This window comes from Rhodoferax sp., from assembly GCF_018780565.1.
Taxonomy (GTDB): domain Bacteria; phylum Pseudomonadota; class Gammaproteobacteria; order Burkholderiales; family Burkholderiaceae_C; genus Rhodoferax.
This window is the reverse complement of the sequence record NZ_JADMJN010000005.1, coordinates 413,155-428,456: the sequence shown is the minus strand read 5'-3', so window position 1 is coordinate 428,456 and position 15,302 is coordinate 413,155. Positions and strand designations below refer to the sequence as shown.

At 57.1% G+C, this 15,302-nt stretch carries 13 protein-coding genes; 2 read left to right on the top strand and 11 right to left on the bottom strand.

Annotated elements, in window-relative coordinates; genetic code table 11:
- Window positions 1-9: 9 nt before the first annotated feature.
- The 3 genes from IV109_RS09475 to guaB all read right to left on the bottom strand — a co-directional run bounded on the left by IV109_RS09475 (window position 10) and on the right by guaB (window position 5,009).
- Complete coding sequence (locus IV109_RS09475; RefSeq protein WP_296695228.1) at window positions 10-1,791, bottom strand: EAL domain-containing protein; 1,782 nt, start codon at window positions 1,789-1,791, stop codon at window positions 10-12.
- Between the two features lie 125 nt (window positions 1,792-1,916).
- Window positions 1,917-3,527 (bottom strand): glutamine-hydrolyzing GMP synthase, encoded by a 1,611-nt coding sequence (gene guaA / locus IV109_RS09470; protein WP_296695226.1) that lies wholly within the window; start codon window positions 3,525-3,527, stop codon window positions 1,917-1,919.
- Window positions 3,528-3,539: 12 nt separating this feature from the next.
- Entirely contained in the window at window positions 3,540-5,009 is a 1,470-nt protein-coding gene (gene guaB, locus IV109_RS09465; protein WP_296695224.1) for an IMP dehydrogenase, read from the bottom strand.
- A 135-nt stretch (window positions 5,010-5,144) separates the two neighbouring features.
- On the opposite strand from guaB, the gene IV109_RS09460 reads away from it, so the two are divergent.
- Window positions 5,145-5,669, top strand: a complete 525-nt coding sequence (locus tag IV109_RS09460; protein WP_296695223.1) for a DUF4124 domain-containing protein — start codon at window positions 5,145-5,147, stop codon at window positions 5,667-5,669.
- A 32-nt stretch (window positions 5,670-5,701) separates the two neighbouring features.
- Here the strand turns inward: IV109_RS09460 and IV109_RS09455 are convergent, their stop codons facing one another.
- Complete coding sequence (locus IV109_RS09455; protein WP_296695220.1) at window positions 5,702-6,037, bottom strand: RnfH family protein; 336 nt, start codon at window positions 6,035-6,037, stop codon at window positions 5,702-5,704.
- Between the two features lies 1 nt (window position 6,038).
- Window positions 6,039-6,482, bottom strand: coding sequence for a type II toxin-antitoxin system RatA family toxin (locus IV109_RS09450; RefSeq protein ID WP_296695219.1), 444 nt, complete (start codon window positions 6,480-6,482; stop codon window positions 6,039-6,041).
- Window positions 6,483-6,550: 68 nt separating this feature from the next.
- On the opposite strand from IV109_RS09450, the gene smpB reads away from it, so the two are divergent.
- Window positions 6,551-7,024: an SsrA-binding protein SmpB gene (smpB, locus tag IV109_RS09445; protein WP_296695217.1), complete on the top strand. Its 474-nt coding sequence runs from the start codon at window positions 6,551-6,553 to the stop codon at window positions 7,022-7,024.
- 1 nt (window position 7,025) lies between these two features.
- Here smpB and IV109_RS09440 read toward each other — a convergent pair whose 3' ends face one another.
- From IV109_RS09440 to infB, 6 genes are all read right to left on the bottom strand, one after another.
- The gene (locus tag IV109_RS09440) at window positions 7,026-8,153 is read right to left on the bottom strand and encodes an enoyl-CoA hydratase/isomerase family protein (RefSeq protein ID WP_296695215.1); all 1,128 of its coding nucleotides are present in this window, start codon (window positions 8,151-8,153) and stop codon (window positions 7,026-7,028) included.
- Window positions 8,150-9,022 carry a DMT family transporter gene (locus IV109_RS09435; RefSeq protein WP_296695213.1) on the bottom strand — a complete coding sequence of 291 codons (873 nt, stop codon included), beginning with the start codon at window positions 9,020-9,022 and terminating at the stop codon, window positions 8,150-8,152. Before IV109_RS09435 ends, IV109_RS09440 begins: the two co-directional genes overlap by 4 nt.
- Window positions 9,023-9,102: 80 nt before the next feature.
- Entirely contained in the window at window positions 9,103-10,926 is a 1,824-nt protein-coding gene (gene typA / locus IV109_RS09430; protein ID WP_296695204.1) for a translational GTPase TypA, read from the bottom strand.
- A gap of 13 nt (window positions 10,927-10,939) precedes the next feature.
- Window positions 10,940-11,959: a tRNA pseudouridine(55) synthase TruB gene (gene truB, locus IV109_RS09425; RefSeq protein WP_296695202.1), complete on the bottom strand. Its 1,020-nt coding sequence runs from the start codon at window positions 11,957-11,959 to the stop codon at window positions 10,940-10,942.
- Window position 11,960: 1 nt separating this feature from the next.
- Window positions 11,961-12,332: a 30S ribosome-binding factor RbfA gene (gene rbfA / locus IV109_RS09420; protein ID WP_296695200.1), complete on the bottom strand. Its 372-nt coding sequence runs from the start codon at window positions 12,330-12,332 to the stop codon at window positions 11,961-11,963.
- Between the two features lie 17 nt (window positions 12,333-12,349).
- Window positions 12,350-15,292 (bottom strand): translation initiation factor IF-2, encoded by a 2,943-nt coding sequence (infB, locus tag IV109_RS09415; protein ID WP_296695197.1) that lies wholly within the window; start codon window positions 15,290-15,292, stop codon window positions 12,350-12,352.
- Window positions 15,293-15,302: the final 10 nt, after the last annotated feature.

The following is a 15,302-nucleotide window of genomic DNA, read 5'->3' as shown; positions in this document are numbered from 1 at the left end:
GGCCCGGACTCAGCGGCTTGTATCCCGCGCCCGCAGCCAGTCTTTCAACTCAGGCGCAGGCATGGGTTTCGCATAGAGGTAGCCTTGCCCCTCATGGCAACCCATTTCGCGCAAGATCTTCGCCTGATTCTCGTCTTCAATACCTTCCGCAATCACCGTCATCTTGAGGTTGCGGCCCAACTCAATCACCATGGAGGCAATATGCCCACCCAGCACGGCTGAATTGAGTTCATTCACAAACGCACGGTCAATTTTGAGCCTGTCGACAGGCAGTTGCCGCAAGTGACTCAGAGAAGAATACCCGGTGCCAAAGTCATCAATGGCGATGGAAATTCCCATGCCCTTGATGAGCGCCAGTGTTTCCAGAATGAAATCCGGATCCTCCATGGCCACCGATTCGGTGATTTCCAACTCAAGGTGTTTCGGATTGATACCGGTGTCTACCAAGGCCGTATTCAATTTTGCAAGAAACTCCGGATGCCGGAATTGAATCTGCGACACATTGACAGACATTCTCAGGCCAGGCAGGCCCATCGCCTGCAATCGAATCAACTCGTGGCAAGCCATACGCAAGACCCAGTCGCCAATGGCGATGATCAGGCCCGAGGCTTCTGCTAACGGAATGAACCGGTCAGGGGGAACAAAGCTGCCGTCATCGTTGCGCCAGCGCAGCAAGGCTTCCATGCCAACCACCTGACCATTGTCCAGATTGATCTGCGGCTGGTACACCACAAACAGCCGTTCGGTTTCCACTGCGGAACGCAAACTTTGCAACAAACGCACGCGTTCGCGGATTTCAATTCCCATGTCGACCGAATAGACGACATAGCTACCCCGTCGACTTTTTTTCGCCCGTTTCAGCGCAATATTGGCGTCCTTGATGGCTTCCTGTCCGGACCCCTTGACATCCGCGAGGCGCACCAAGCCGACTGTGGCGGTAACGATCATGGAGTCGTTCAACACGGAAAACGGCTGGCGGAACAGTTTCAGCAGCAGTACAGGATCGATTGAAACCGCGCTGCCCATCAGACCAAAGGTATCGCTGCCGATACGCGCAATCACGACGTCATCGGACAGACTGGTCTTCATCCGTTGGGACACTGCCTGCAACAGCCGGTCGCCCTGCTGATGACCCAGGGCATCGTTGACCTCTGAAAAATCATCAATATCCAGAATGGCCATGACACTGTCACTGCACCCATCCCGCGCCAGCTGATCGTCGATCAGTGTAATAAAGCGATTCCGGTTGGGCAGACTTGAAAGACGATCGTAATAGGCAAGCTCATCCAGTGCGCGAATTTGCTCATAGGCACGGACGGCCGCGGTAACGGTTGCATAGAGCTTGGTGCGGGTTAGCTCCGACTTTGTTTTGTAATCGTTGATATCGAAGTCATGAATGGTTTCGATCTCTGGGGCATAGCCCGGTTGCCCGGTGCGCAAGATGATGCGAACGTCCAGCAATTTCAGATCGTTGCGTATGGTCCTGACGAGATTCAGACCCGCGTCCTCACGCTCCATCACCACATCCAGCAGAATGATCGCGATGTTGGATTCAGTCTTCAGGATTTTTGTCGCTTCGTCGGCCGAGTAGGCATGCAAAAACTCAATTGGACGACCCAGGATATTGACGCCGGTCAACGCAAAAGTCGTTGCGCGATGCACATCAGGCTCATCATCAACGATGAACAAACGCCAGCACAAGGGCTTCGACCCGTCATCCTGACCTTGGTCATCTAGGAAATGCAGATCGTCTGCACCGGATGAGGCGTCCAGTCTATTCACGTGTGGCATTCGGATATTTTGCACCAACGGACCAATGGTGTCTCAGGTTTTTTAAGGGTCATCACAAATGTTGCCTTCCTGAATTGTGGGTCATTGCACAGGCAACGTCTCTTGGGGTTAATCAGGAGCCTGGATCATTCCCATTCGATGGTTGCTGGCGGTTTGCTGCTGACATCATAAGTCACCCGATTGATGCCCCGAACCTCGTTGATGATGCGGCTGGATACTTTCTTGAGCAAAGCATAGGGCAACTCAGCCCAGTCGGCGGTCATGAAATCGCTGGTCTGCACGGCACGCAGGGCCACCACGTAATCGTAGGTTCGCCCATCACCCATCACGCCCACACTCTTGACCGGCAAAAACACCGTGAAAGCCTGGCTGGTCAGGTCGTACCAGCTCTTGCCGCTTTCAGCATCGATAAAATTGCGCAACTCTTCGATAAAGATGGCATCGGCCCGACGAAGCAAGTCGGCGTATTCTTTCTTGACTTCACCCAGAATGCGCACGCCCAAGCCCGGTCCGGGGAACGGATGGCGGTAAACCATGTGATAGGGCAAGCCCAAAGCGACGCCCAGTTCACGCACTTCATCCTTGAACAGTTCTCTCAAGGGTTCCAGCAATTTGAGGCCCAATTGTTCTGGCAGGCCACCCACATTGTGATGGCTCTTGATCGTGACAGCCTTCTTGGACTTTGCCCCGCCCGATTCGATCACATCGGGGTAGATGGTGCCTTGGGCCAGCCATGCAACATGGCGCGACTGGTCGCTCTTGAGCTTGCCAGCTTCGGCCTTGAACACTTCCACAAACTCACGACCAATGATCTTGCGCTTGGCTTCAGGCTCACTCACCCCTGCCAAATGCCCCAAAAACTGCTCCGCCGCATCGACCCGTACCACCTTGGCATGCAGTTTGCCAACAAACATGTCCATGACCAGATCGCCTTCATTCAGGCGCAACAAGCCGTGGTCAACGAACACGCAAGTAAGCTGGTCGCCAATGGCGCGGTGAATGAGCGCCGCTGCCACCGATGAGTCCACACCACCGGAGAGGCCCAGAATGACCTCTTCCTTGCCGACTTGTGCACGGATTTTTTCAACGGCTTCACTGATGTAGTCGCCCATGATCCAGTCCGACCGGGTACCGCAGATTTCCAGCACAAAGCGTTCCAAAATGGCTGCGCCACGTTTGGTGTGCGTTACTTCCGGGTGGAACTGGACACCATAGAACCGGCGCTCTTCGTCGGCCATGCCGGCAATCGGGCAGCTGTCGGTGCTGGCCATGAGCTTGAAGCCATGCGGCAACTCGGTGACCTTGTCGCCGTGGCTCATCCAGACCTGCAACATGCCGTGTCCTTCGGGCGTGGCGTAGTCCTGAATGCCCTTGAGCAATTGTGTGTGGCCATGAGCCCTCACATCCGCATGACCAAATTCACGTTTGTGACCGCTCTGCACCAGTCCACCCAATTGGTGGGCCATGGTTTGCATACCGTAACAAATACCCAGAACCGGCACACCCAACTCAAATACTGCTTGTGGGGCCTTGTCAGTAGTCTCTTCGTAAACGCTGGCGTGACTGCCCGACAAAATGATGCCCTTGAGCATGCCATCTCTGGCATACGCGCGCACCCAGTCGTCACTCACGTCACACGGATGAACTTCACAAAACACGTGCGCTTCGCGCACACGCCGCGCAATCAATTGGGTAACTTGAGAACCAAAGTCAAGGATGAGAATTTTTTGGTGCATGGTTTTTGCAGATCAGTCAGCCCGGTAGTTGGGCGCTTCTTTGGTGATTTGCACGTCGTGCACATGGCTTTCACGGATACCGGCGGTTGTGATTTCCACAAACTCGGCCTGGTTCTGCATGTCTTCGATCGTGGCGCAGCCGCAATAGCCCATGCTCGCGCGCACGCCACCGGACATCTGAAACACAATGGAAACCATGGAGCCCTTGTACGGCACGCGGCCTTCAATACCTTCGGGCACCAGTTTGTCGGCGTTCGGATTGCCGGTCGTGGATTCCTGAAAATAGCGATCCGCACTGCCCTGCTGCATGGCGCCAATGCTGCCCATGCCGCGGTAGCTCTTGTAACTGCGACCCTGAAACAGGATGACTTCACCAGGTGCCTCTTCGGTTCCGGCAAACATCCCGCCCATCATGACGCTGCTGGCGCCAGCGGCAATGGCTTTGGAGATATCGCCGCTGTAGCGGATGCCACCGTCAGCGATCAAAGGAATACCGCTGCCCTTGAGCGCGGTGGCGACACTGTCAATCGCCATGATTTGCGGCACACCCACCCCTGCCACGATACGGGTAGTGCAGATGGAGCCTGGACCAATACCCACCTTGACGGCGTCTGCCCCTGCTTCGGCCAGTGCCAGCGCAGCCGCACCGGTAGCGATGTTGCCGCCAATCACGTCAACCTGAGGATAGTTTTGCTTGACCCAGCGCACGCGTTCGATCACGCCCTTGCTATGGCCATGCGCGGTGTCCACCACAATCGCATCCACGCCGGCGCGCACCAGCGCTTCAACCCGCTCTTCCGTGCCTTCGCCCACTCCGACGGCTGCACCAACACGCAACTTGCCCTGTGCATCCCGTGCAGCATTGGGGAAACTTGTTTGCTTGGTGATGTCCTTGACCGTAATCAGCCCTTTGAGCTCAAACGCATCATTGACCACGAGCAAACGCTCAATTTTGTACTGGTTCAGCAACACCTTGGCTTGTGCCAGAGTTGTGCCGTCGGGCACCGTCACCAGCTTGTCACGCTGGGTCATGATATGGCTTACCGGCAAGTCATAACGGGTCTCGAAACGCAAATCACGACCCGTAACAATGCCGACAACTTTGCCCCCGTCGCAGACCGGAAAGCCGGAGACACCGAGTTGATCAGACAACTCAATGACCTGGCGCACCGTGTGATGAGGGGTAATAACGACCGGGTCACGCAACACGCCGGACTCGTAGCGCTTGACTTTGGCGACCTGCGCAGCCTGCTCCTGCGCCGACATGTTCTTGTGCACGATTCCGATTCCGCCCTCCTGGGCAATGGCAATCGCCAGTCGCGCCTCTGTCACTGTATCCATGGCCGCAGAGACCAGTGGCAAATTCAGTGCGATATTGCGGGAAAAACGGGTTGCAAGGGAAGTGTCCTTGGGCAGGACCTGGGAGAACGCTGGCACCAACAGAACATCGTCGAAGGTGAGCGCTTTACCAATTAGGCGCATGTCTGAGCTCCAAATGGACAATTGTACCCGCGTCATCCGGACCTGCGCTCCGGTGCATGGCGATAAACAGACACCGAGGGCCGCAAAGGAGCTTCTCGCTTGAAAATCCCGACTACTGCGCGCTAAACTCCAATCATGAAGCTCATTCAAAAAATCTTGGTGATGGCGGTTTGTCTGCTTTCGATGGCCGCATCGGCACAGTGGCAATGGATCGACAAGGATGGCCGTAAGGTATTCAGCGATCGTGCGCCGCCCTCCGACATTCTGGAGAAGAACATTCTCAAGCGACCCGGTGGTTCTGTAACGACAGTGCCAAGTACCCCCGTAAGCACAGGCATGGACGCATCGAGCGCTACGACGGCATCAGGTCCACAGGGCGGCGCAAGCGCACCGAAATCAAGTGGCGTTGACAAGGAATTGGCTGAAAAGAAAAAGAAGGCCGAAGAAGCTGAACTGGCCAAGCGCAAGGCTGAAGAAGAGCGAATTCTGAAAGCCAGGATCGAAAATTGCGCCCGCGCCAAGCAAAGCAAGGCCACATTTGATTCGGGCGTGCGTGTATCGCGAACCAATGAAAAAGGCGAGCGTGAAGTGATGGATGAGGCCGCGCGTGCGGCTGAAACCAAACGCATCCAGGCCATTATCGACTCGGACTGCAAATAATTACCCCCGGGCGCAGCGTCGGATAGGCAGCTTCAGTAGCCTGCTTTGGCCCCGGGGCGTTTCTTGATGAACAGTCCCGTGGTCCTTGCTCCTTGCTTCGCAAAGCGCTCCCGTCGTGCCATTTTGGGGTCTACGGTAAGCGTTCGGTAGATTTCGATCCGATCATTGTCTCGGAGTACCTGAGTCAACGGGACTTTGCGGCCCCAAACCCCCACCACAGCGGTTCGCAGATCAATGTCTGGAAATGACTGCAGGAGACCACTGGCGCCAAGCGCCTGCAAAACGGAGCATAAGGGCGCGACGCTCAAGGTGAACTCACGCACTTCACGTGGTGCCGGCGAATAGACCACGGTCACGCTGAGTCTCATGTCACTCACCATAGACTTGTGCGGCTCGTTTGACGAAGGCGTCTACCAAACTCGCGGCGATTTTGTCGAACACAGGCCCCACCAATTTACCAAGTGTCGCGTTTTCAAACCCGTAGCTCAAGCTCAGTTCGACCTTGCAGGCTCTTTGCGAACCATCGCCAAGCGGCAGGAAATTCCACTCGCCGTCCAGCTTTGAAAAAGGGCCATTCACCAGCGTCATGGCTACTTGCCGCCCTTGCGTGTGTTCATTGCGCGTGGTGAAAGTCTGGCGGATGCCACTGAAGGATATCCCGACCTCGGCCGTCATGCCCGTCTCATCAGAACTGACCACGCGGGCGTGATCGCACCATGGTAAAAATTTGGGGTATTGGTCTACCTCAGTCACCAGAACATACATTTCTTGGGGGCTGTACCAGATCAGGACGGACTTCTTTACGGTTTTCATAGAATGGAGGTCTGCGCGGGATTGTAGACAAGCCTTGTACGCACCATTTACACCCCCACTTCGACTATATGGCCAAGAAACCCGATACCGCGACCCGCATTGCTGACAACAAGAAAGCTGCTTACAACTATTTTTTTGAAGAACGGTTTGAGGCAGGCCTTGTTCTTGAGGGCTGGGAAGTTAAATCGTTGCGCGAAGGCAAGGTGCAGCTCACCGATGGTTATGTGGTTATTCGCAATGGCGAGCTGTTCATTATTGGGTTGCAGATCCATCCGCTGAATACGGCTTCCACACACATCAGCCCCGACAAAGTGCGTACCAAGAAGCTCTTGATGCACAAAGAGGAAATCAAGCGCCTGATTGGGAAAATAGAGCAAAAAGGCTACACCTTGGTGCCGATCAATTTGCACTGGAAGGCCGGCAAGGTCAAGTGTGAGATTGCCTTGGCCAAAGGCAAAGCCGAACACGACAAGCGGGACACCATCAAGGATCGGGAAGGCAAGCGCGAAGTTGAACGGGCCATGAAGACCCATCATCGATAGTTCAGGTAAGTTCCCGCAAGGGATGCGCCCACACTGGCCAGGGCGACTGGAAAAACGGTTCAACCTGGTCCGGCGTTACCTCCTCGATGCGCTGCGGATGCCACTTGGGATGGTGATCCTTGTCAACTGCCAGAGCACGGATACCTTCTACCGTTTCGGACGCTGCGCCTGAACGTCCCAGGTGCAATGTGCTGAAGCAATGACGCACGATATCGCGCTCCATGCGCAGGTCTTCTGCCAGGCTCATGGTCCGGGCGCGGCGAATCTGTTCAAGCACCACATGCAGCATGAGCGGGGAACGCTTGCGCAAGGTAGCAAGGGTCTGTTTCGACCATTCATCACCCTCGGCTGCCAGGGCCTGCACAATCCCAGTCACCGAATCAAGCGAAAAATACCGATCAATCTGCGCTCCAGCCAACGAAGTGGTTGATTCCCCCGCTATTGAATACATAGCGATCCAGTTTTTCAGCGCATCACTCTGGTCGAAATTCAGGCTTGCCAGGGAATCCCAGGCCAGGGGCATTTGGCTGGCGTCGAAGCAGGCATCTGCCAAGCCCAGCGACACGGCGGCAGGGCCGTCCAGAATTTCACCTGTCAGTGCAAGCCATTCTCCGGCGCGACCGGGGCAACGGCTCAGAAAATAGCCGCCGCCGACATCGGGAAACAAACCGATGTGGGTTTCCGGCATCGCCATTTTGGTGCGACTTGTCACCAGGCGATGCGAAGCGCCCTGACTGACGCCCATGCCACCGCCCATGACGATGCCGTCCATGAAGGCGATATAGGGCTTGGGATAGTTGTGAATCAGGTGATTGAGTGCGTATTCTTCGGTAAAGAAGTCTTCCAGCTCAGGGTTGCCAGCCAATGCGGCCTGATGGAAAAAGCGGATGTCGCCCCCGGCACAAAAAGCGCCAAAAGGACCTGTCTTGTTGGTGCCACGAATAGCCACGGCCTTGACGATGGCATCGTCGCGCCAGGCCAGCAAACACGCCGTCAGCGCCCGGACCATGCCAAGCGACAAGGCATTGAGGGCCTTGGGTCTGTTGAGCGTGATAAACCCCACCTGACCGCGAACCTCGGTCAGCACGTCGGGAGCATCGTCAGCGGGCAAGGCATTTTGTGCATTCATTTTCTGTTTCTCCATCCAATTAATTCGTTACCAAGCAGGGCACCAATCACCACCAAGCCTCCGACAAGAACGGATGCACGGGGTACTTCGTGGGCGCCCAGCCATGCGAGCAGTATCCCAAAGACGACTTCGAGCAGGGCCAGTAAAGCGATTTCCGGTGCCTTGAGGACGCGCGCGCACAGCACTGACAGTACGCAGGGAATAGCCAGTTGTCCCAAGCCGAGAAAAGCAAGCAAAGCCAGATCGTGCGACGTGGTCTGAAACGGAAACGCCATTGGCAGCGTCACGACCGATGAGATCACCGCCCCCACCAAAACCGCAGGAACCAGATCCACATCCTGACCCTGCGCATGAGCGTGTTGGGTCAGGGTCCAGTTCACCGCGCCCCCCAAAGGGACGCAAAGCGTCACCAGGATGGCCACAAGCGACGCCTCACCGACCTCGGCCGCGTACATGTAGGCCATGCCGGCACCCGCCACCACAATCGCGATCCAGGTACGCATCGGAATGCGGTGTCCGATAAAGACCCACGCCAGCACGGCGGTCAGCAAAGGCCCAATGGACATCGTCACCAGCACATTGGCCACGCTGGTCAGGGTGAGCGCCAGCATGAAGGAGGTGAACATCACGCTCCAGCAGACGCCCGAAGTCCAGAAGGCCGCTGAGCCCTGGCGGATCTGGCGAAAGACTTGTCGTCCCTGGAAAATGGGCAGTATCACCAGCAAAGACAAAGCTGTGAAAGCTGAGCGCCAGAAGGTCACCTCAAAACTTCGAGCCGCCTCCAGATGGCGCGTCACGACACCGGCGGTGGACCACATCAGGGTTACCGCCACCATCAGGAGCACCGCCCGGTTGTGGCTGAGTTTCATGGTGAAAATGAAAAAAGCGGGCTATCAAGCCCGCTTTGAATTCCGGCTCAAAGAGAGACGAAATGTTCTTGAGGCACGGTTTAGCGTCCAGCGCGCTTGCGCTCGCTCTCGGTCAGGTAGCGCTTGCGCAGGCGGATCGACTTGGGCGTGATTTCGACCAACTCGTCGTCTTCAATGAACTCCACACCATATTCCAGTGTGCATTCGATCGGGGGCGTGATCTTGATCGCGTCTTCCTTGCCGCTGACACGGAAGTTGGTGAGCTGCTTGGTGCGCGTGGCGTTTACCACCAGATCGTTGTCACGGCTGTGGATGCCGACGATCATGCCCTCATATACCGGATCGTTGGCCTTGACGAACATGCGGCCGCGATCATCGAGTTTGCCCAGCGCATAGGTGAAGATTTCACCAGCATCCATGGAAATCAACACACCGTTTTTACGGCCACCGATGTCGCCTTTGTGCGGCTCGTAGCTGTCGAAGATGTTGGAGATCAGGCCGGAGCCACGGGTCAAGTTCAGGAATTCGTTGGTGAATCCGATCAAACCCCGCGCCGGGATGCGGTACTCCAGGCGTACACGGCCACGACCGTCCGGCTCCATATTCACCAAGTCGCCCTTGCGTTCACCCAAGGCCTGCATCACGCCGCCCTGGTGTTGCTCTTCAATGTCGGCAGTCACCAATTCGATGGGCTCGTAGCGCACGCCATCCACATCCTTGAACACAACGCGCGGTTTGGATACGGCCAGTTCGTAGCCTTCGCGGCGCATGTTTTCCAGCAAAATAGTCAAGTGCAGTTCACCGCGGCCCATGACTTCGAAGATACCTTCTTCATCGGTTTCCTTGACGCGCAAGGCCACGTTGTGCTGCAGTTCTTTTTGCAGGCGATCCCAGATCTGGCGGCTGGTGACGTACTTGCCTTCGCGACCGGCCAGGGGGCTGGTGTTGACGCAGAAGTTCATGGTCAGGGTGGGTTCATCAACCTTGAGCATGGGCAGTGGCGCCGGATTGATCGGGTCGGTGATCGTGACACCAATGCCAATCTCATTGATACCGTTGATCAGCACAATTTCGCCGGGACCAGCTTCGGTGGCCTGCACGCGCTCCAGGCCCTGGAACGTCAGTACCTGATTGATACGGCCTTTGACGGGTTTGCCGTCCGGGCCTTCCATGACGACCACGTCCATCATGGGTTTGATCGTGCCCTGGCTGATGCGTCCCACACCGATACGGCCGACAAAGGTCGAGAAATCAAGCGCGGAAATCTGAAGTTGCAGCGGTGCTGCCGGATCACCCTTTTGGGGTGGCACGTGCTTCAGGATGGTATTGAACAGAGCCGACATATCAGGGCCCCACTGCTCGCCCTGCGCGCCCTCTTCCATCGACGACCAGCCGTTGATGCCGGAGGCGTAAACGACGGGGAAATCCAGCTGCTCGTCAGTGGCACCGAGCTTGTCGAACAAGTCGAACGCGGCGTTGACCACGAAGTCGGGACGTGCACCGGGCTTGTCCACCTTGTTCACCACCAGGATCGGCTTCAAACCCAGGGCCAGCGCCTTCTTGGTCACAAAGCGGGTCTGGGGCATGGGGCCTTCCTGCGCATCGATCAGCAGCACCACGCCGTCGACCATGGACAAGGCGCGTTCCACTTCACCGCCGAAGTCGGCGTGTCCGGGGGTGTCGACGATATTGATGTGCGTGCCTTCCCAGGTCACAGCGCAGTTCTTGGCCAGAATCGTGATGCCACGCTCTTTCTCGATGGCATTGTTGTCCATCACGGTGTCGACCACTTTTTCGTGCTCGGCGAAGGTGCCGGACTGGCGCAGCAATTGGTCGACCATGGTGGTCTTGCCATGATCGACGTGGGCGATGATGGCGATGTTTCTGATTTGCTTAATGGTCATGATTCACTTTCTCTTAAATCTGGTCAATATGTGTCATCGGGGTGCTTGAGGCCAGAGTTGCGTGCTGTGCGCTCACACCCGTTCCACAATTGCCCAATATTTGCTCAATCTCAGGCGGACTCAACAGCCGCCCGGGTATCAATTCACCCGCTTTGACATGGGCAGTGCCCAGCAAAGCGCGAGGTTGTTCGCCGTATACAGCCACCAACCCCGTGTCAGGCCAGTTTCCCCGGCGGCGCACGCCACTGAGGAATCGTCCTGCATTCTCACCATCCAGCGTGACAACCATGTGATCGCAAAGCAGCGACTCCACGGGCATCAGGCAACTCAAGCGCTCGTCCTCCGTCATGGCTTCCAGTGCCTCCAGCGTCACCGCTTGTGACACGTGGAAGCCGCCCGTCTCGACCCGTCGCAGCGCAGTCAAATGCGCGCCACAGCCCAAGGCCTCTCCGATATCCTCGCCAAGCGTTCGGATGTAGGTGCCTTTGCTGCATTTAACTATCATTTTGATAGCTGGTTGCGCACTGTTGACGGAGGCTAAAAGCATTTTTAGCTCATAAATCGTCACTTCGCGGGCTTCCCGCTCCACCTCAATGCCGGCGCGCGCGTACTCGTACAACGCCTTGCCATCCTTCTTCAATGCACTGTGCATCGGCGGTACTTGGCGGATCAGGCCGGTGAACTGCGGCGCCACATGGCTGAGGTCTGCCTCGGTCACATTGACCGGCCGCTCCTCAATCACATCGCCCTCGGCATCCCCGGTACTGGTCTTGACCCCCAGCTGCGCCACCGCCTCGTAGGTCTTGTCAGCATCCAGCTGGAGCTGACTGAACTTCGTCGCGGCACCAAAGCACAGCGGCAAAACGCCTGTTGCAAGCGGGTCAAGCGTGCCGGTATGCCCGGCCTTCTCCGCACGCAACAGCCATTTGACCTTTTGCAAGGCGTCGTTGCTCGACCAACCCAAAGGCTTGTCCAGCAACAGCACCCCATGCACGGGGCGCCTGGCAACCCGTGCTCGCGGCGCTTTTACCATGTCAATCCTCGTTTTTCGACCGCGAAGCAACCGCCTGCGCAATCAAGGCATTCATGTCCGCAGCTCGTTCCGTCGTGCGATCAAACACGAAATGCAGCGTTGGCACCGTATGAATATGCAAGCGCTTGAACAAGCCGGCGCGCAGAAACCCGGCCGCCTGGTTCAGACCTTCCGTACATTGCTTCGAATCACCCGCCAGAAGACTGAAAAAAACCTTGGCGTGCGCATAGTCAGGGGTCACCTCGACCGCCTGAATCGTCACCATCCCCACCCGCGGATCCTTGAGTTCGCGCGCGATCAGCTCAGTCAGATCGCGCTGGATCTGATCGGCTACCTTGAAGCTACGGTTGGGGGTACTTGACTTTTTTCGCACGGTTTACGCTTGGACTGTTAAAGAGTACGTGCAATTTCGCGAATTTCAAAGAATTCCAGCACGTCACCCGCCTGGATGTCGTTGTAGTTCTTGATATTCAAGCCGCACTCGAAGCTTTCCTTGACTTCCTTGGCGTCATCCTTGAAGCGCTTGAGCGATTCAAGTTCACCGGTGAAGATGACCACGTTGTCGCGCAGCAAACGAAGACGGGCAGAACGTCGAACCACGCCCGCGGTGACCATACAACCGGCAATCGAGCCAATCTTGCTGACCTTGAACACCTGGCGGATCTCGGCGGTACCGATGACTTCTTCCTTCTTGTCTGGTGTCAACATGCCCGACATGGCGAGCTTGAGCTCATCCACAGCGTCATAGATGATGTCGTAGTAGCGGATATCAACACCATTGTTCTCGGCCAGTTTGCGCGCACCAGCGTCGGCACGGGTGTTGAAACCGATGATGACGGCCTTGGAGGCAATGGCCAGATTCACATCCGATTCGCTGATGGCGCCCACGGCGGCGTAGACCAACTGCACTTTGACTTCGTCCGTCGAGAGCTTGAGCAAGGACTGAGCCAACGCCTCCTGAGAACCTTGCACATCGGCCTTGACGATGATCGGAACCATCTTGACTGCACCGGCCGCCATGTCGGTGAACATGTTTTCCAGCTTGGCTGCCTGCTGCTTGGCCAGCTTGGTGTGACGGAACTTGCCGGCACGGTAGGTGGCGATTTCACGGGCACGTCGCTCGTCAGACAGGACCATGAACTCGTCGCCGGCCTGCGGCACTTCAGTCAAGCCCTGAATCTCGACTGGAATTGAAGGGCCTGCAGTTTTGATGGCTTTCCCGTTTTCATCCAGCATGGCCCGAACACGACCATAGGTCGAACCGGCGAGTACAACATCGCCTGTCTTGAGCGTGCCAGACTGCACCAGAATGGTGGCAACCGGTCCGCGTCCCTTGTCCAGACGCGCTTCGATCACAAGGCCCTTGGCCATGGCATCCACAGGTGCCCGCAGCTCAAGCACTTCGGCTTGCAGCAAGACCTGCTCCAGCAAGTCATCTATGCCCTGGCCGGTCTTCGCCGAAACGGCCACGAAGGGTGATTCACCACCAAACTCTTCGGGCACGACTTCCTCGACGACCAGTTCATTCTTGACACGCTCCGGGTTGGCATCGGGCTTGTCGATCTTGTTGATCGCCACCACGATGGGGACCCCTGCCGCCTTGGCATGCTTGATCGCCTCTTTAGTTTGCGGCATCACACCGTCGTCAGCAGCGACCACCAGAATCACAATGTCCGTTGCCTTCGCACCGCGGGCACGCATGGCTGTGAAGGCCTCGTGACCAGGGGTATCCAGGAAGGAAATCATGCCGCGTGGCGTTTCTACGTGGTAAGCCCCAATGTGCTGGGTAATCCCTCCCGCCTCGGCAGACGCCACTTTGGCGCGGCGAATGTAGTCCAGCAATGAAGTCTTGCCGTGGTCCACGTGACCCATGACGGTCACAACGGGCGCACGCGGCAAAGACTCGGAGTGCTGCTGGGATACTTCGTCATCCGTAAACGCTTCTGGATCGTCCAGTGCCGCTACGACGGCGGTATGTCCCATTTCCTCCACCACAATCATCGCGGTGTCCTGGTCCAGCGGCTGATTGATCGTGACCATTTGGCCCAGCTTCATCAGATGCTTGATCACTTCGGAGGCTTTGACCGCCATTTTGTGGGCCAACTCTGCCACGGTGATGGTTTCGGGGACATGCACTTCGATGACACGCGCCTCGACCGGTGCGGCCGGTGCATGGTGATCGTCACGATCACGGTCATTGCTGCCACGCTTACCTCGTGGACCTGCACGCCAGTTGTTACCGCGACCAGCGCCCGGGGCGCCCGTGGCACCACGGGTTGGAATGGCCTTTTTCTTGGCTGGATCGCCCGCCCAGCTACTGGACAATTTGGCCGACTTGACTTCTTTTCCTGCACCCGCTGTTGCACCGGCGGCAGGCGCTCCAGCGACGCCGGGCTTGACCGTCTTGGCGGGAACGCTACCAACCGCTGGCTTGTGCAGGGTGCCTTTCATACCAGCCTTGGCTGCGTCAGCAGTTCCTGGTTTGGCGGCTGCTTTGAGCTCCTCCGGCTTTTTGACGGGCACCGGCTTCTTGGCGGGTGCCGACATCATCAAGCGGATGGCCGCAGCCTCGGCTTCCGCCTTGCGCCGGCGATCACCCAGATCGGCAGCACGAGCGACTTCTTCGTCGGCGCGCGCCTTGGAGATAGCGGCGGCTTTTTCACGCTCAACGGTTTGGGCTTTTGCGACCTCTTCCGCCTTGGCTGCGACTTCGGCGGCCTTTGCTGCCGCAATGGCAATGGCATCTTCCGCCACAGGCGCTGCAGCCGCAGGTTTGGCTTTTTCGGCAACCACTTGTGCAGCGGCGGCTTCAGCGGCCTTGGTGGCAGCTTTTTCAGCCGCTTCGCGCGCTTGAGCTTCCTGCTCTTCGCGCTGACGCCGGCGTTCGGACAGCTCTTCTTCCTGACGACGAATCAGTTCGGCTTGACGTCGCGCTTCTTCTTCGCGTCGTGCCAATTCGGCGTTGTCAATGAGAGGCGCCGCTTCGATTTCCGGTTCCACCTCGGGCGCTTCGACAGGCACTTCCATGCCGTCTTCACGGCGAACGAAGGTTCGCTTTTTGTGTGTGACCACAGGCACTGTGCGAACTTTGCCCGAAGAGTCAGCCTGCTTGATCTCGGTGGTAGATTTCTTTACCAGAGTGATCTTCTTGCGCTCAGGGCTGGCTGTGCCGTGGCTGGCCTGCAGGTGGCTCAGCAAGCTGTGCTTGTCGGCGTCGGACAGAGTGTCTGACGCAGCCGACTTGGCTACCCCAGCAGCTTTGAGCTGCTCAAGCAGCGTTTCGGTTGTTTTTTTGAGTTCATTTGCAAACTCGGCGACGGTCGTACTGGACATTTGTTCTGTA